The sequence below is a fragment of the Bacillus sp. 522_BSPC genome (assembly GCF_001076885.1).
Taxonomy (GTDB): Bacteria; Bacillota; Bacilli; order Bacillales; family Cytobacillaceae; genus Niallia; species Niallia hominis.
Map to the genome: position 1 here is coordinate 13100 of NZ_JVDT01000149.1, position 17022 is coordinate 30121.

Below are 17022 nucleotides of genomic sequence, written 5' to 3' on the forward strand. Positions count from 1 at the left end.
AAGAGTATACTATGCTTTGAATTAGCAAATAAACAAGAAATAATAAAATCATTTATGTTTTCGATTCTATAAAAGAAGCTAAATAATTATTCTTATAAAGAAGAACTACAGTTTATAAACTGGTAGTTTTTTAGGAGGATTTATTAATGGTAGCCAACAAATCTAACGAGAAGAATCATGTAGAAGAGCAACACGATGTTTTGAAATCAACACAAACAATAATTCATAAAGCTTTAAACAAGCTTGGTTACTCAGATGAAGTGTATGAATTATTAAAAGAGCCGATTCGAATGATGACAGTTAAAATTCCTGTGAGAATGGATGATGGAACTGTAAAAATCTTCACAGGCTACCGCGCTCAGCATAATGACGCAGTTGGACCTACAAAGGGTGGTATTCGTTTTCATCCGAATGTTACAGAAACAGAAGTGAAAGCACTCTCCATTTGGATGAGTTTAAAATGTGGAATTGTGGACCTTCCTTACGGTGGTGGGAAAGGTGGAATTGTCTGTGATCCTCGTGATATGTCCTTTAGGGAATTGGAACGATTAAGCAGAGGTTATGTACGTGCAATTAGTCAAATTGTTGGTCCGACGAAAGATATTCCTGCTCCAGATGTTTTTACTAATTCACAGATTATGGCGTGGATGATGGACGAGTATAGCCGAATTGATGAATTTAATTCACCTGGATTTATTACAGGGAAACCACTTGTATTAGGTGGATCACAAGGACGAGAGACTGCTACTGCTAAAGGTGTTACCATTTGTATTCGGGAGGCCGCAAAAAGAAGAGGCATATCTATTGAAGGTGCACGAGTTGTTGTACAAGGATTTGGAAATGCGGGCAGCTTTTTGGCTAAGTTTATGCATGATGCTGGTGCAAAAGTAATTGGTATTTCAGATGCATATGGAGCATTGCATGATCCAGAAGGTTTGGATATTGACTATTTATTAGATAGAAGAGATAGTTTTGGGACTGTTACTAATTTATTTAATAATACAATTTCAAATAAAGATTTACTGGAATTAGATTGTGATATTTTAGTTCCTGCAGCGATTGAAAACCAGATTACAGAACAAAATGCTCATAATATAAAAGCTAGTATTGTGGTGGAAGCGGCAAATGGACCTACGACATTGGAAGCTACCCATATTTTAACGGAAAGAGGAATATTATTGGTTCCTGATGTATTAGCTTCAGCTGGAGGAGTTACTGTGTCTTATTTTGAATGGGTTCAAAATAATCAAGGATACTACTGGACAGAAGAAGAAGTAGAAGAAAGATTAGAAAAAGTAATGAGCAAATCCTTTAAAAACATCTATGATACTGCCGAAATGCGTCGTGTAGATATGAGATTGGCAGCATATATGGTGGGGGTTAGAAAAATGGCGGAAGCATCTAGATTCCGCGGTTGGATATAAAATTGGCTAAATCTATTGCTCAATTTACAAAAATCTCCTATCCTTATAGGTAGGAGATTTTTTATTTTGGCACTTTTCAGGGTGAATTTCTTCCACATAGCGATTCCATATTCATTAATAGAAAAGGATTTCTTAAGGAAGTTTACCCTTATGGTAAAATGTTAGGAGTGAACGATTTGAAAAGAGAAGAGGCTATTATCATTGGTGCTGGTCCATGCGGTCTGGCAGCAGCAATCGCTTTAAAGAAAATAAATATAAATCCACTAATTATTGAAAAAGGAAATATTGTAAATGCCATCCATGGTTATCCTACTCATCAGACATTTTTCAGTACAAGTGAGAAGCTGGAAATAGGTGAAGTAGCTTTTATAACAGAACAATATAAGCCTAATAGAAATCAGGCGTTAGTATATTATCGAGAAGTAGCAAAAAGAAAAGAGCTTCGCATTAATGCATTCGAAGAAGTTCTGGAAGTTAATAAAACAGAAGAGCAATCATTTATTGTAAAAACGGAAAAAGCAACATATATTGCTCCCTATATTATCGTTGCAACTGGATATTATGATCATCCAAATTATATGAATGTTCCAGGAGAAGAGTTAGAAAAGGTAATGCATTATTTTAAAGAGGCACACCCTTATTTCAATCATGATGTAACGGTCATAGGCGGGAAAAACTCAAGCGTAGATGCAGCAATTGAATTGGTGAAAGCTGGCGCAAGAGTAACAGTTTTATACAGAGGCAGTGAATATTCTTCCAGTATCAAGCCATGGATTTTGCCCGAATTTGAATCGTTAGTGAGAAAAGGGATTATCAAAATGGAATTTGAAGCAAATGTCGTAGAAATTAAAGAAACGACACTTCTTTATGAAGTGAATGACCAAATTCATGAAATAAAAAATGATTTTGTGTTTGCGATGACTGGATATCATCCTGATCATGAATTTTTAAAAAAAATGGGTGTAGAAATCGAGAAAGAAACAGGGAGACCTATATTTGACCCAGAAACGATGGAAACGAATAGGAATGGAATATTTATTGCTGGGGTAATTGCTGCAGGAAATGATGCAAATGAAATCTTTATCGAAAATGGAAGATTTCACGGTGAGCAAATTGCCAAAGCGATCCTAGAAAAAAATAGATAGGTCCGAATACTCCTTAAACAGAGGAAAAGGGGAATTGACATGTTGGCGATTTTTTCAGCCGGAATAGCGCCTGGATTAGCATTATTAAGCTATTTTTATTTAAAAGATCAATATGGTTCAGAACCAATATCACTGGTCTTGCGGTCTTTTATTTCAGGCGCACTACTTGTTTTTCCAATCATGTTTATACAATATGTGTTACAAACAGAGAATGTTATTCCAGAAGGTATTTGGAGTGCACTGTTTACCACCAGCCTATTAGAAGAATTTTTTAAATGGTTTATTCTTTTTTATACAGCAGTTAAGCATGCTGATTTTGATGAACCTTATGATGGAATCGTGTATGGAGTTGCCGTTTCATTAGGATTTGCGACCATGGAAAATATTCTTTATCTAGTGGCAAACGGACTAGAATATGCTCTTGGAAGAGCATTGCTCCCTGTTTCCAGTCATGCTCTATTTGGAGTCATTATGGGCTATTATTTTGGTAAAGGAAAATTCATTGTGCCAAGAGGGAAATGGTTGGTATATTCTCTACTTGTTCCTTTTATCCTTCATGGTGTTTATGATTATATATTATCCTGGGAGAAAATTTGGCAGATTTTTATTACCCCATTTATGCTCTATTTATGGTGGCTAGGACTTCGAAAGGTAAAGAGTGCTCGAGAGTTAAGTAATGAACCTATACAAAAAATGACAGGAACATGAATGTATAAAGGAATAGAGGGGAAAATTTACCATTATGCGAAAAATGGTTTCTTAAACCTCTATGGAATAGGGATGAGTGGCAATATAAAAAGGCAACAAAGTAGAGTGAATAACTTCACTCTACTTTTTTTGTATAAAAAACCATTTGCTACAAAAAATACTGTTAATGTTAATAGTATTTAGTTATGGGGGTAATAAGCATGAATAAAAAGTTTTTACTCACAAAAATATCGGTCATCCTTTTTGTTTTGTTAGAACTACTAGCATTCCCTTTTCATGATCAAAAAGTGCATGCATTTTCTGAACAAGTTATACAGCATGGTGCTGTAGGGGATGATGTTATTGAATTACAGGCTAGACTGCAATACGTAGGCTATTATAATGGAAAGATTGATGGTGTTTTTGGTTGGCAAACATATTGGGCATTAAGAAACTTTCAGTATGAATTCGGATTGCCAATTGATGGTTTAGCTGGCACTAAGACGAAAGATAAGCTACTTCGTGCAACCAAATATAATGAACAGTTTGTAAAAGAACAAATTAACCGTGGAAAAAAGTTCTCCCATTATGGTGGAGTTGATTTAGAAAAGCAAAAGACTCCGTCTGCTAAGAAAGAGACAACGCAAAAGCAAACAAAAAAACCTAATACTAAAACGGAGAAAAAGCCAAGTAATAATACAGCTAAGAAGCAAAGTGATACACAGAAGAAAGCAAGTAATGGTGGCCAAGCAACCCCGAAAAATAATACTTCTGGAAACCAGAATGGTACGGGGACAAGTGCTGGTGAGGGAGGTACTGCAACAGAGAATAATAACACTCCAGCACCACAAAATACAACTAATACAAATGGTGGCGAAAATACTACAGGGAAAGAACCAACTGCAGCAAACGTACCAAGTGGATTTTCACAAAATGATATTCAATTAATGGCTAATGCAGTATATGGTGAAGCAAGAGGTGAGCCATATGTCGGCCAAGTAGCTGTTGCAGCAGTAATTCTAAACAGAGTTAATAGTGCTACATTTCCTAATACCGTTTCTGGTGTCATTTTTGAACCACGTGCGTTTACAGCGGTTGCTGACGGACAAATATGGCTAACTCCTAATGAAAGAGCAAAAGAAGCGGTATTAGATGCGATAAATGGATGGGATCCAACGGGTCATGCTTTGTATTATTTTAATCCGGATACAGCAACTAGTGCATGGATTTGGGGTCGACCACAAATTAAACAAATAGGTAAGCACATATTTTGTAAATAGTGGGGTGAGATGAATGTTAAGAGGAATATTAATAGGAGTATTAACACTTGGGATAGCAGGAGTAGCCTACTGGGGCTATCAAGAGCACAAAGAGAAAAATGCAGTATTATTAAATGCAGAGAATAACTATCAAAGGGCTTTCCATGATTTAACGTATCAAGTAGATTTACTTCATGACCAAATTGGTACAACATTAGCAATGAATTCACAAGAATCTCTTTCTCCTGCATTGGCAGAAGTATGGAGAATTACATCTGAAGCACATTCAGATGTGGGACAGTTGCCATTAACATTGCTACCATTTAATAAAACAGAAGAATTCCTAGCAAACATTGGTGACTTTAGTTACCGTACTGCTGTAAGAGATTTAAATTCAGAACCATTATCTGATGATGAATATAAGAAATTAGATGAATTGTATAAAGAAGCAGCAGATATCCAAGATGAATTACGAAATGTTCAGCATCTAGTTCTGGAAAATAATCTCCGCTGGATGGATGTTGAAATGGCATTAGCCACAGATAAGCAGTTAGATAATACCATTATTGATGGTTTGAAAACCGTAGAAAATAAAGTGGAAGGTTATCAGGAAACAAGTTTTGGAGTAACAAATGTTAATATGGAAAAAAAGGACGAAAACTTCAAACATTTAAAAGGAAAGAAGATTTCTGAAAAAGAAGCAGAAAATATTGCAAAAGAATTTGCTGAATTTAAAAATCCTGTAGATGTGAAAGTCACTGAAAGTGGAGAAGGTTCAAATTATGGATTCTATAGTGTAACATTAAAGGAAAAAGGTACAGATATAGAAGCCAATATGGATATAACAAAACAAGGTGGATATCCAATATGGTCGATTGTTTCTCGAGATGTAAAAAAAGATAAAATTAGCCTTAATGAAGCGAATAATAATGCTGTGAAATTTTTAAAGGATCATAACTTTAAAAACTTAGCTTTATTTGAAAGTATGCAGTATGAAAACATTGGTGTGTTTAATTTTGTAACAGAAGTCGATGGAGTAAAAATATATCCAGATAGCATAAAAATGAAAGTTGCATTAGATAATGGAAATATCATTGGCTTTGCAGCAGAGGATTATTTAATGGCAAATACAGAAAGAGAAATAAAAGATCCGGTGATATCTAAACAAGATGCATTAAAGAAAATCAACAAACAGGTTAATATTATGGATGATGGATTAGCAATAATCCTTAATGATCTTAATGAAGAAGTGTTATGTTATGAATTTATTGGAACATTAGGAGAAGATACTTATCGGATTTATATTAACGCCGATAATGGAACAGAAGAAAAAGTTGAAAAATTAAAGAATGCTGAACCAGTTTATGAAGAAGTAGTATAATAAAAATAAAAAAGCTGTCAACAGGCTCTAAAAAGGAGAAGGTTGACAGTTTTTTTCTCTTATTCTTAAACTCCAGTAAGACGCTCCATAAGGTGGTATTGCCAAATATAATTTAATCATGCAATAATGATACATGAAAGTAGGTATATAGTTCGGTGTATAGAGTATATTTATGAGTCCTAAGAACTATTTACGGATAGAAGTGCTACAATTAAATAAAAATAAAGTACATAATAAAGGTAGATATAATCCAAAAAAAGGAAAGTGTGAGATAAGTGATTTCAATTGGAGATACATTAATTATTGAACCGATTCATGGAGAAAAAAAAGTTGATCAATATAAAAGCCGTGTTTTAGGAATGGAGGAAAAATCCCTTTATATTGAATATCCCATTCATCTTGAAACAAATAAGCTGATTTTTCTAATGAATGGTGCTCAATTAAGAGTGAATTTTGTTACAAATGAAGGAATCGCTTATTTATTTCATTCAGAAGTAATCGGAAGAAAAAAAGATAATAATGTACCGGTGTTAATTCTTTCATTACCTAGCATAGATCAAATGATTAAAATTCAGCGAAGACAATTCGTACGGATTGAAACAAGTATTGATATGGCTATTCATCCAATGGAAGTAGAGAACTCCTTTCAGCCATTCACAACGGTATCTTTAGATTTTAGTGCAGGGGGAGCTGCGGTTATTGTTCCTAAAAAAATATACTTAGAGGAAAATAGTAAGATAAAAGTTTCATTAGTCTTACCCTTACAGAACGGAGAGTATAATTATTTGCATCTAGATGCGGAGATTAAAAAAATCATTGATTACAATGAAAATAGCAATAAAATGTCTATTGAATTTTTAGATATTGAGCCAGTGGATCGTCAGTCGATGTTAAGATTTAGTTTTGACCGCCAATTATCCTTAAAAAAGAAAGGGCTTGAAATCTGAATAAAGGAATACTAAAACTCCGATACTAACTTTATAGGATGAATTCGTATTGATGATCGCTAGGAAGTTTTACTTTCTTCTCTACGATTGTAGTAGTGGCTAGTAAAAGGAGTGCTTCGAATGAAAACGGTAGAAAGAATTATAATAAAGATAATCCTGCTTCAAATCGTCTTTTTTTTAGTTGGTCAAATATTTCATATGTGGGATATTATCCCGGAAATAAGAACCATTACCCAATATGAAGGAGTTATGGATTCCAATTTTATATCCTTTCTTGAGACTTTTGGAAGAAAATAAAACATGAATGAAGAAATTTGTCTTTTTTCCTATAATTGTTATATACAAAAATGCTACATAAATAAGCCGATATTAGTGATAAAAAATGAAAAGAAATATGTTAAAATAAAAGATAGTTAAGCCAAATTAAGGCTAGCTCTCCTAATGATGAAATGCTGCTTTTAAGAAGGATTGTATATTCTTTAGAAGCCAACAACGGTTATGGAGAATTTTAATAAGATAATTGGTATATTTGAGCCAGTAGTTCAGGAGGATTTATGGAAAAGAAAATTAGCATTGCAATTGATGGCCCCGCAGCTGCAGGGAAAAGTACGGTTGCAAAGATTGTCGCAGAACAATTAGGATATATTTATATCGATACAGGTGCGATGTATAGAGCATTAACCTATAAGGCAATAAATCATAAATTGAATTTAGAAGAAGAAGAGAATTTAATAAATATGTTAAATGAGACTGTGATTGAATTATTCCCAGGTGAGCAAGGACAATTAATTTTCTTAGATAGCAAAGACGTAACAAAGGAAATTCGTTCAAGTGAAGTAACGAACTCTGTTTCTATCGTTTCGAAGCATAAGCTTGTAAGGGAAGAAATGGTAAGAAGGCAGCAAATGTTTGCAGTAAATGGTGGAGTGGTAATGGATGGTAGAGATATCGGCACCCATGTGATTCCTACTGCTGAGGTGAAAGTATTCCTTTTAGCGTCTGTTGATGAAAGAGCTTTTAGAAGACATAAAGAGAACATAGAAAAAGGATATGAATCTGACTTAGAACAATTAAAACAGGAAATTGCTGCAAGGGATAAATTAGATTCAGAACGTGAAGTTGCCCCCCTTAAGAAGGCGGATGATGCGATTGAAATCGACACAACTTCTTTATCTATTTATAATGTAGTAGATAAAATCATGGAATTAACAAGAGAAAAAATAAGCAATTAATTTTAACAGATAGAAGATCCACTTAATCTTAAAAACTAGTCTAGTGTTTCTTGCTTGACAAAAAAACAAGTTTGTAAGAAGTTTAAAGAGAAGAATTCTTAAAATTCGTATGCATGATAAATTTATTTAAGCTGCAGGATGTTTTTAAACAAATATTTATGCAGGTAGAGTCGAAGGAGGAGTACATATGTCTGAGGAATTAAATGATGTAGTTGTAAATAATTATTCTGTTGGAGACGTAGTAAATGGTCAGATTACGAAGGTAGAAGAAAAACAGGTAATTGTTGCAATCAGTGATAGTAAACTTGATGGGATACTTCCAATAAGTGAATTATCAAGCTTGCACATTGAAAAAGCAAGTGATGTTGTGTCAGAAGGAGACAAGCTTGAATTAGAAGTTATTAAAGTGGAAGAGGATGCCCTTGTTTTATCAAAAAGAAAAGTCGATGCCAAAAAGGCGTGGGATCAACTTGAAGAGAAGTTTAATTCAGGTGAAGTTTTCGAAGCAGAAGTAAAAGACGTTGTTAAAGGCGGACTTGTTGTTGATCTTGGTGTAAGAGGCTTTGTACCTGCATCCTTAGTAGAAGCTCATTATGTAGAAGACTTTTCTGATTACAAAGGTAAGACAATTTCTTTTAAAATTGTCGAACTAGAAAAAGATAAAAGCCGCCTTATTCTATCCCATCGCGCTGTAGTAGAGGAAGAGAAAAGTAAGCAAAAGCAAAATCTTCTTGACTCGATTGAAGCTGGCCAAACACTAACAGGTACTGTACAAAGAATTACTGATTTTGGTGCGTTTGTTGACTTGGGAGGCATTGATGGATTAGTTCATATTTCTCAATTGTCCCATGAACATATTTCTAGCCCAACAGATGTAGTTCAAGAAGGTCAGGAAGTAAATGTGAAGGTACTAAGTGTAGATCGTAATAATGACCGTATCTCTTTATCTATTAAAGAAACACAGCCAGGACCATGGGCGAACATTGCAGATCGTGCTGAAAAAGGTAGTGTACTAGATGGAACAGTTAAGCGTATTGTTTCATATGGCGCGTTTGTTGAAGTGTTCCCAGGGGTAGAAGGACTTGTGCATATTTCACAAATCGCCCATAAACATATTGGAACACCACATGAAGTGCTAAAAGAAGGTCAAGAAGTTCAAGTGAAAGTTTTAGATGTTAACGAAGAAGACCAACGCCTTTCACTAAGTATTAAAGAACTTACAGAGAAAGAAGTGGATGAGGAAGAAGTGTATGAGCTTCCTGAAGAATCAAAAGGTTTCCAATTAGGTGATATGATTGGAGAACAATTGAAAAAGTTGAAAAACTAATTTCTTTGTTTCGTTAAATAGAAAGAAGATATAATAGGGTGGCCATTTTTTTAGGTCACCCTTTTTGCAATGCCTACTTATTATCGTTTAATAATCTGCCTTCTTCAGGACTTTGTAATCGAGTTGAACCATTATAATGAAGTGCTTGGTCACGGTCAGACTCTACTCGGTTACTTTGTTTTAATTTTTTTTCCTGTCTATCCTTAGCCATAGAATTTACCTCCCAAAATAATTAATTGATTCCATTCATGACATGGTCCGTTCACTTCCTTAATGGAAGTTTCTTTTTAGTATTCTACAGAATAGTCGAAACTACATGATGAAAAAAATTCCTTTTGCATAGCAACATATTTCCTTTGTTTACTTGTATCTTTTTCGTTTAAATTACATCCTGCCGAGACATAATGGGAATTAGGAGAGTGAGTATAATGGAGGGATCAATCTTTTTATTTTGTGCATGGTTTATCTGGATTGTTACGACGTTTTTTTTACAAAAAGATAATCCGAAGCGAACTAAATATTCCATTTATGTATTAATAGCAATTGTTTTAAGCCCCTTTAAATGGGAGTGGCATGAAATAAGTAGTTCTGTTTTACTTTTGAGTATATTAATTATCTCGTTTTATTCTACTGGTCGTTTACGATGGAAAACGACTATTTATATTATCATAGCGTCCTTTTTTACGATGTTAGCTTATGCCACATATGAACTGATGGCAATCATTGATCCTATCTGGGTATTTATTCCAGGACCTTGGCTTAAAGTAAGTATATTGTTTGTCCTAGTTATCCTTTTACATAAAAATATAGTCTGTCAAATACTTATTTTGCTAATTGGAAGTAGCACTGGAGAAATATTATTGAGTAGCATTTTAAGAAATTATCAGATGGAATATTATATTGGTTCTTTGAGCTTTTTTGACTATTTAATGCCTGGTGTAGTTGGATTCTTATCCCTATTTTATATAAGAATGACACTAGTAAAATGGGAACAGCATGTATTTATGCTTGAAAAGGAGAGACAAAAAAATATATGAGTAACTTTACTTATCCAATTTTACTTGGAGTAATTGTTGGGACAATATTAAGAATGTATATGCTAAGAACAGATTATCGCCAATATCCTACTTATTTGCATGGGAAAATTATTCATATCGCGCTAGGCTTCATAGCAGCAGGGCTGGGTTCCGTGGCCATTCCTGCAATCTTAAACAAAGATTATACAGCAGTAACTTTCTTAACTGTTGCAGCTTCTCAATTTCGAGAGGTTAGAAATATGGAACGAAATACGCTTACGGAGTTGGATAGTTTCGAAATGGTTCCAAGAGGAAAAACGTATATTGAAGGAATTGCTATTGCTTTTGAAAGCAGGAACTATTTGGTAATGTTTGCAGGTCTTTTAAGCACCTTTGGCTATATTATTTATAATATATGGACAGGTATTCTTGCAGCAATCATCTCTGTAATCATAGCGAAAAAATTGATGTCTGGTGGTCAATTAAAGGATATTGTAGATATTTCATATGCAAAGCCAATGTTTGATGATTCGGGTCTATATGTAGATACCATTTATATTATGAATATTGGTTTGCCAGAGCGGCAGAAGGAAGTCTTAAAGTATGGAATGGGCTTTATCTTGACTCCTAAAAATTTTAATGCCAGAACTACCATTGCAAATTTAGGACAGAGGCAGGCAATTCTATATGATGTGACTACTGCTCTTGGTGTCTATCGAGACTCTGGAACACCCGCATTAGTACCATTAGCTAAACGGGATTTAGAGGATGGAAGGGTGGCTGTATTCGTGCTACCTCAAATACAAAATGAAAAAAAGGCGATTAGTATTATTGGAGCCGTGCCAACGTTAGAAAATGCCATTCGGATGCCCAGTAAACGCTTAGAAAGAGAGGGAGAGATAGAATGAATTTAGAAAAATACATTTTAGCCTCCATTACAACTAATCCAAGCAAAGTCGCACCAGGAAACGGTGTGTATTATTGTGAAAATACGACTGAGATGGAGAATGTTGCCACTAATCTAGAAGCTATATTAGATGGGATTGCTCATAAAATTGGGGAGGAAGTTTATATTATAGTAAAGCATTAAATGCAAATTAGATAAAGTTTTCCAATGAAGAAGGAAGTTTTCAATAGGATTTAGTTTATAAAAGATTAGGGTGTAAGGGAGCTTATATATTTTATAAAAACCAATATATACGAATTAGCGCATACATTGTGAAAAAGTTATAAAAATGATGATTATTGTAAAGAAATGTAGTTTTCTGTTGCTTGGATAACATCTCTTTGATAAACTGTTTTAGTTAGGGGTCTACTTCTCTATTTTAGGGTTAGCCCCTATTTTTACTATTTTTTGTTAAAGGGTATTACTTGAGCAATCGATTATTGGTTTCATTATGTTTAGAATCTTAGGAATAAGTTTTTCATTTTGTTTTTAATCTTGCTTATAAGAGTGTGATTTCAGCCTAAAAAACAACAAATTCGAATGATAAAGAATTCTAATATCCACGAAACTAAAAAGCGGAAGTACTATATTTTCATGTACTTATGTTATAAAGGTAATAAATAATTTAAGAATGTTCTTTAACACTGTGATTACTTAGTTACTATTTTTTTAAGGAATCATGTGGCATGGATAGAATGATTATGTGTGAAGGGAATGATAGCGATGGCTAAACCAGTTATTGCGATAGTTGGAAGACCGAATGTAGGAAAATCGACTATCTTTAATCGGATAGTGGGAGAACGTATTTCAATTGTGGAAGATATACCAGGAGTAACGAGAGATCGTATTTATAGCTCTGCAGAATGGTTAAACCATGATTTTAATCTTATTGATACAGGTGGAATCGATATTGGGGATGAACCATTTTTAGATCAAATACGTATGCAAGCGGAGATAGCAATAGAAGAGGCAGATGTTATTATCTTTATAACAAATGGTCGTGAAGGGGTTACTTCTGCCGATGAAGAAGTTGCAAAAATATTGTATAAAGCTAAAAAGCCAGTTGTTCTTGCCGTTAATAAAGTAGATAATCCGGATATGAGAGAACAAATCTATGATTTTTATGCATTAGGATTTGGCGAACCATTTCCAATTTCAGGATCTCATGGTTTAGGTCTCGGTGATTTATTGGATGAAGCTGCAAAGCATTTTCCTAAGCATGATACAAAGGATTACGGTGATGATATTATTAAATTTTCTCTTATTGGGAGACCAAATGTAGGGAAATCATCCTTAGTTAATGCAATGTTAGGAGAAGATCGAGTAATCGTTAGTAATGTAGCTGGTACTACTCGAGATGCAATTGATTCTGAGGTAACGGTTAACGGAGAAAAGTTTGTTATTATCGATACAGCAGGAATGAGAAAAAAAGGAAAAGTATACGAATCTACAGAGAAATATAGTGTATTACGAGCATTGCGAGCAATTGAAAGATCGGATGTTGTTTTAGTTGTTATTGATGGAGAAGAAGGAATTATTGAACAGGATAAAAAAATTGCTGGATATGCACATGAAGCTGGAAGAGCAGTGATTATTGTCGTGAATAAATGGGATGCAGTAGAAAAAGATGAGAAAACAATGAAAACATTTGAACAAAATATTAGGGAACATTTCTTATTCCTTGATTATGCTCCAATTGTTTTCCTTTCAGCAAAAACGAAGAAACGGATTCATACATTAATACCGATGATTAAAGTTGCTAGCGAAAATCATACTCGTAGAGTGGAAACAAGTGTGTTGAACGATGTTATAATGGATGCTGTAGCGATGAATCCTACTCCAACCGATAAAGGTAAACGATTGAAAATATACTACACTACCCAGGTTGCGGTTGGACCACCAACTTTTGTCGTTTTTGTCAATGATCCAGAATTACTTCACTTTTCTTATGAGCGATTTTTAGAAAATCGTATTAGAGATGCATTTGGTTTTGAGGGAACACCGATTAAAATCTTTGCAAGAGAAAGAAAATAATAGAGGTGTAAAGAAGATGAAAATTCAAAAAACTGTAGCGATGATTGGTGCTGGCAGTTGGGGAACAGCACTTTCATTAGTACTTGGCGATAATGGTCATACTGTTCGTATTTGGGGTAAAGATGAGAAAAATATTGCAGAGATCAATAATTTGCATCAAAATAATAAATATTTACCAGGTATAACCTTACCTAAAGAAGTAGTCGGAACTACATCTTTAGAAGAAAGTGTTCGCAATGTTGATTTTATTATTTTAGCTATACCAACAAAAGCGATGCGAGAGGTTATTCCGCAATTGCTTCCATATATAAACGAACCAAAAACAATCATTCATGTTAGTAAAGGAATTGAGCCTGAAACGTTAATGCGTATTTCTGAAATTATCGAGGAAGAGATACCAGAAAGTAAACGAAAAAGCATTGTTGTATTATCAGGTCCTAGTCATGCAGAGGAAGTGAGTCTTCGACATCCGACGACCGTTACAGTATCATCCAAGAATATGACCGAAGCAGAACTTGTTCAAGATTTATTTATTAATCATAATTTCAGGGTTTATACAAATCCAGATCTTATAGGTGTTGAAATTGGCGGAGCATTAAAAAATATCATTGCAGTTTGTGCAGGTATTGCAGATGGTTTAGGATTTGGTGATAATGCCAAGGCAGCTTTAATAACAAGAGGACTTGCTGAAATGGCTAGGCTGGGAACAAGAATGGGAGCAAATCCCCTTACGTTTGCAGGTTTGACTGGGATTGGAGATTTAATTGTTACATGTACAAGTGTCCATTCTAGAAACTGGAGAGCTGGTAACATGCTTGGAAAAGGCCAAGTGTTAGATGAAGTTCTTGCTCAAATGGGTATGGTTGTGGAAGGAATTCGGACTACAAAAGCTGCACATCAGCTGTCAGAAAAATATGGTGTTACGATGCCTATTACGAATGCTTTATTCCAGATTTTATTTAATGATCAAGATGCAAAAGCTGCCGTAGAGAGCTTAATGGCAAGAGGAAAAACGAATGAAATGGAAGATTTAATAAACATCCTTGCCTCTCAGTACATAGAATAAGAAAAAGATGTGTATTTTTCATCCTTTCTTATAAAAGGATGAAAAAGGAATCTTTTTAAGCAAATATAGGCGTTTTAATGGTTCGAAAATGGATGTAATAACATAAAATGTTTTGAAGCAACCTAGTGGAATGAACAGGGTATGGGTCAAATAGTTGATGGATAATCAAAGTGAAAAGTTTCCCCTACTTTTTACTTTGATTTTTTTATTTTTCCCATTTTTAAACTTCAGGAAGAAGCAACAGAAAGCTTAGGATAATTTGAGGAAGAAAGTGGAAGATAAAACTATCCGTGAAGGTTAAATTGCCTCAACTACCCATTAGGTGTCAGGAAAGAAAGCATCCACAAATGGAAGTTCGCTTAAATCATAGTGATGATTTAGTTTAAATGCTTTATTATAGAGATGTGTGAAAACCTTGAAACATGTTGGTTAACTAGAAAGACTGGCTGATTAATATTATTTTCCCTTCCTTGTCTCTTTTCTATCTTTTTTCCAAACAAAAATGTCATATCCCTTCTCTTCATGTATATATTGAAGAGAAGGTTTTTTATTTTATCTATGAGTGTTTTTTATGAATTAGGTAAATTTCAGAATCAAATAAAAAACGTATGGATGGGTACCATTTTTACGTTCATAAACAACTAACTTGCTAAGTAAATATAAAAACTAGCAAAAAAAAGGAGGGGAAAATAAAAAATAAGTCATAAAGAGATAGGACAACATCATAAATATATATTGTCTAATAGTATTAAAAGGATAATTCTATCCCATGTACTAGGAAAAGTTCAGGAGGGGATCACTTGGAAAAGGTAAATATTTTTAAAGATATTGCCGAAAGAACGGGCGGTGATATTTACTTAGGTGTAGTAGGTGCAGTACGTACTGGAAAATCAACTTTTATAAAAAAATTCATGGAATTGGTCGTAATTCCGAATATGGAAAATGAAGGGGAAAGAACAAGAACAAAAGATGAGCTTCCTCAAAGTGCAGCAGGAAAAACGATTATGACAACAGAACCGAAGTTCGTTCCAAATCAAGCGGCCTCTATTAAAGTAGATGAAGGGTTAGAAGTAAATATTAGGCTTGTTGATTGTGTTGGCTATACAGTGCCTGGAGCACAAGGATATGAGGATGAAAATGGGCCTAGAATGATAAATACACCATGGTATGAAGAACCAATTCCATTCCATGAAGCTGCTGAAATAGGAACTAGAAAGGTAATTCAAGAGCACAGTACAATTGGAGTAGTTATTACAACAGATGGTACTATTGGCGATATTCCAAGAAGTAACTATCTAGAAGCTGAAAATAGAGTAATTGAGGAATTAAAAGAGGTTGGGAAGCCGTTTATTATGATTATAAACAGTGCACAGCCATATCATCCCAATACGGAAGCATTAAAGGATGAGCTTTCTGAAAAATACGATATCCCAGTAATTGCGATGAGTGTAGAAAGTATGCGTGAAGCAGATGTTTTAAATGTAATGCGTGAAGCATTATTCGAGTTCCCGGTATTGGAAGTAAATGTGAATTTACCGAGCTGGGTAATGGTATTAAGAGAAAATCATTGGTTAAGAGATAATTACCAAGAAGCAGTAAAAGAAACAGTAAAAGACATTAAGAGATTAAGAGATGTAGATAGAGTTGTCTCTCAATTTAGTGAATATGAATTTATTGAAAATGCTGGTCTAGCTGGCATTGAAATGGGCCAAGGGATTGCCGAAATTGATCTATTTGCACCAGATGAGTTATATGATGACATTTTAAAAGAAATTGTCGGGGTAGAAATTAGAGGAAAAGACCACTTACTAGAATTAATGCAAGATTTTGCCCATGCAAAAACGGAATATGATCAAATTTCAGACGCATTAAAAATGGTGAAGCAAACAGGTTATGGGATTGCTGCTCCATCCTTAGTTGATATGAGCTTAGATGAACCTGAAATCATCCGTCAGGGATCTAGATTCGGCGTTAGACTAAAAGCTGTAGCGCCTTCTATCCATATGATTAAAGTAGATGTTGAAAGTGAATTTGCTCCAATTATTGGATCGGAAAAACAAAGTGAAGAATTAGTCAGATATTTAATGCAGGATTTTGAGGATGATCCATTATCAATTTGGAATTCAGATATTTTTGGAAGAAGCTTAAGTTCAATCGTCCGAGAAGGCATTCAAGCTAAACTCTCCCTTATGCCAGAAAATGCTCGCTATAAATTAAAAGAAACATTAGAAAGAATTATCAATGAAGGTTCTGGTGGACTAATAGCAATTATTTTGTAAGAACTCTATTTTAGGGTTCTTTTTTTTTATTTTATTTCGAGAAGAAAGCGAAATTTGGTATAAAAAAAGCCTAATAGAGGCATTTTATTTATTCTTATACCCACCATTTACTTAAGTGAAACAATGGAGTTATAGTTCTTTTTACGTTTTAATTTTGGTTGTAAATGGAAATTTTATGGTTTTAATGTTACGCTTTTATTTCAAAATAAGAAAATATCGCTATCAATACATAAAATTTCTTGATATGCATAAACGATTATGATAATCTTTTAAAGGAAT

16 protein-coding genes are annotated in these 17022 nt (G+C 34.2%); 15 read left to right on the plus strand and 1 reads right to left on the minus strand.

Annotated features, from left to right (window positions below; genetic code table 11):
- Positions 1-146: 146 nt before the first annotated feature.
- The 9 genes from ADJ83_RS11675 to rpsA all read left to right on the plus strand — a co-directional run bounded on the left by ADJ83_RS11675 (position 147) and on the right by rpsA (position 9402).
- Positions 147-1424 (plus strand): Glu/Leu/Phe/Val family dehydrogenase, encoded by a 1278-nt coding sequence (locus ADJ83_RS11675; protein WP_031538284.1) that lies wholly within the window; start codon positions 147-149, stop codon positions 1422-1424.
- Between the two features lie 176 nt (positions 1425-1600).
- Positions 1601-2569: a YpdA family putative bacillithiol disulfide reductase gene (locus ADJ83_RS11680; protein WP_031538285.1), complete on the plus strand. Its 969-nt coding sequence runs from the start codon at positions 1601-1603 to the stop codon at positions 2567-2569.
- Positions 2570-2608: 39 nt separating this feature from the next.
- Positions 2609-3277, plus strand: a complete 669-nt coding sequence (gene prsW / locus ADJ83_RS11685; RefSeq protein ID WP_031538286.1) for a glutamic-type intramembrane protease PrsW — start codon at positions 2609-2611, stop codon at positions 3275-3277.
- A 200-nt stretch (positions 3278-3477) separates the two neighbouring features.
- Positions 3478-4536 carry a spore cortex-lytic enzyme gene (sleB, locus tag ADJ83_RS11695; RefSeq protein ID WP_031538288.1) on the plus strand — a complete coding sequence of 353 codons (1059 nt, stop codon included), beginning with the start codon at positions 3478-3480 and terminating at the stop codon, positions 4534-4536.
- A gap of 13 nt (positions 4537-4549) precedes the next feature.
- Complete coding sequence (gene ypeB / locus ADJ83_RS11700; protein WP_031538289.1) at positions 4550-5896, plus strand: germination protein YpeB; 1347 nt, start codon at positions 4550-4552, stop codon at positions 5894-5896.
- 275 nt (positions 5897-6171) lie between these two features.
- On the plus strand, positions 6172-6843 hold the full coding sequence (locus tag ADJ83_RS11705; protein WP_031538290.1) for a flagellar brake protein: 672 nt from the start codon (positions 6172-6174) through the stop codon (positions 6841-6843).
- Positions 6844-6963: 120 nt separating this feature from the next.
- Positions 6964-7140 (plus strand): DUF5359 family protein, encoded by a 177-nt coding sequence (locus tag ADJ83_RS25600; RefSeq protein WP_031538291.1) that lies wholly within the window; start codon positions 6964-6966, stop codon positions 7138-7140.
- A 257-nt stretch (positions 7141-7397) separates the two neighbouring features.
- Positions 7398-8075, plus strand: coding sequence for a (d)CMP kinase (gene cmk, locus ADJ83_RS11715; RefSeq protein WP_031538292.1), 678 nt, complete (start codon positions 7398-7400; stop codon positions 8073-8075).
- A 187-nt stretch (positions 8076-8262) separates the two neighbouring features.
- Positions 8263-9402, plus strand: a complete 1140-nt coding sequence (gene rpsA, locus ADJ83_RS11720; RefSeq protein ID WP_031538293.1) for a 30S ribosomal protein S1 — start codon at positions 8263-8265, stop codon at positions 9400-9402.
- Between the two features lie 73 nt (positions 9403-9475).
- Here rpsA and ADJ83_RS24575 read toward each other — a convergent pair whose 3' ends face one another.
- Complete coding sequence (locus tag ADJ83_RS24575; protein WP_065429089.1) at positions 9476-9613, minus strand: YpzI family protein; 138 nt, start codon at positions 9611-9613, stop codon at positions 9476-9478.
- A 217-nt stretch (positions 9614-9830) separates the two neighbouring features.
- Here ADJ83_RS24575 and ADJ83_RS11725 point away from each other — a divergent pair, with 217 nt between their 5' ends.
- From ADJ83_RS11725 to spoIVA, 6 genes are all read left to right on the plus strand, one after another.
- A complete protein-coding gene (locus ADJ83_RS11725) occupies positions 9831-10439 on the plus strand; it encodes a YphA family membrane protein (protein WP_031538294.1) in 609 nt (202 codons plus the stop codon).
- Entirely contained in the window at positions 10436-11326 is an 891-nt protein-coding gene (locus ADJ83_RS11730; protein WP_031538295.1) for a YIEGIA family protein, read from the plus strand. Before ADJ83_RS11725 ends, ADJ83_RS11730 begins: the two co-directional genes overlap by 4 nt.
- Positions 11323-11508, plus strand: a complete 186-nt coding sequence (locus ADJ83_RS11735; protein ID WP_031538296.1) for a capping complex subunit for YIEGIA — start codon at positions 11323-11325, stop codon at positions 11506-11508. The genes ADJ83_RS11730 and ADJ83_RS11735 overlap by 4 nt, the downstream gene beginning before the upstream one ends.
- A 579-nt stretch (positions 11509-12087) precedes the next feature.
- On the plus strand, positions 12088-13398 hold the full coding sequence (gene der / locus ADJ83_RS11740; protein WP_031538297.1) for a ribosome biogenesis GTPase Der: 1311 nt from the start codon (positions 12088-12090) through the stop codon (positions 13396-13398).
- 16 nt (positions 13399-13414) lie between these two features.
- On the plus strand, positions 13415-14464 hold the full coding sequence (locus ADJ83_RS11745; protein ID WP_031538298.1) for an NAD(P)H-dependent glycerol-3-phosphate dehydrogenase: 1050 nt from the start codon (positions 13415-13417) through the stop codon (positions 14462-14464).
- 800 nt (positions 14465-15264) lie between these two features.
- Positions 15265-16743: a stage IV sporulation protein A gene (gene spoIVA / locus ADJ83_RS11750; RefSeq protein WP_031538299.1), complete on the plus strand. Its 1479-nt coding sequence runs from the start codon at positions 15265-15267 to the stop codon at positions 16741-16743.
- Positions 16744-17022 lie beyond the last annotated feature (279 nt).

What these genes read in the sequence shown, in the direction of transcription:
- ADJ83_RS11675 (WP_031538284.1), top strand. Translation starts at nt 147, where the DNA reads ATGGTAGCCAACAAATCTAACGAGAAGAATCATGTAGAAGAGCAACAC.
- prsW (WP_031538286.1), top strand. Translation starts at nt 2,609, where the DNA reads ATGTTGGCGATTTTTTCAGCCGGAATAGCGCCTGGATTAGCATTATTA.
- sleB (WP_031538288.1), top strand. Translation starts at nt 3,478, where the DNA reads ATGAATAAAAAGTTTTTACTCACAAAAATATCGGTCATCCTTTTTGTT.
- ypeB (WP_031538289.1), top strand. Translation starts at nt 4,550, where the DNA reads ATGTTAAGAGGAATATTAATAGGAGTATTAACACTTGGGATAGCAGGA.
- ADJ83_RS25600 (WP_031538291.1), top strand. Translation starts at nt 6,964, where the DNA reads ATGAAAACGGTAGAAAGAATTATAATAAAGATAATCCTGCTTCAAATC.
- cmk (WP_031538292.1), top strand. Translation starts at nt 7,398, where the DNA reads ATGGAAAAGAAAATTAGCATTGCAATTGATGGCCCCGCAGCTGCAGGG.
- rpsA (WP_031538293.1), top strand. Translation starts at nt 8,263, where the DNA reads ATGTCTGAGGAATTAAATGATGTAGTTGTAAATAATTATTCTGTTGGA.
- ADJ83_RS24575 (WP_065429089.1), bottom strand. Translation starts at nt 9,613, where the DNA reads ATGGCTAAGGATAGACAGGAAAAAAAATTAAAACAAAGTAACCGAGTA.
- ADJ83_RS11725 (WP_031538294.1), top strand. Translation starts at nt 9,831, where the DNA reads ATGGAGGGATCAATCTTTTTATTTTGTGCATGGTTTATCTGGATTGTT.
- ADJ83_RS11730 (WP_031538295.1), top strand. Translation starts at nt 10,436, where the DNA reads ATGAGTAACTTTACTTATCCAATTTTACTTGGAGTAATTGTTGGGACA.
- ADJ83_RS11735 (WP_031538296.1), top strand. Translation starts at nt 11,323, where the DNA reads ATGAATTTAGAAAAATACATTTTAGCCTCCATTACAACTAATCCAAGC.
- der (WP_031538297.1), top strand. Translation starts at nt 12,088, where the DNA reads ATGGCTAAACCAGTTATTGCGATAGTTGGAAGACCGAATGTAGGAAAA.
- ADJ83_RS11745 (WP_031538298.1), top strand. Translation starts at nt 13,415, where the DNA reads ATGAAAATTCAAAAAACTGTAGCGATGATTGGTGCTGGCAGTTGGGGA.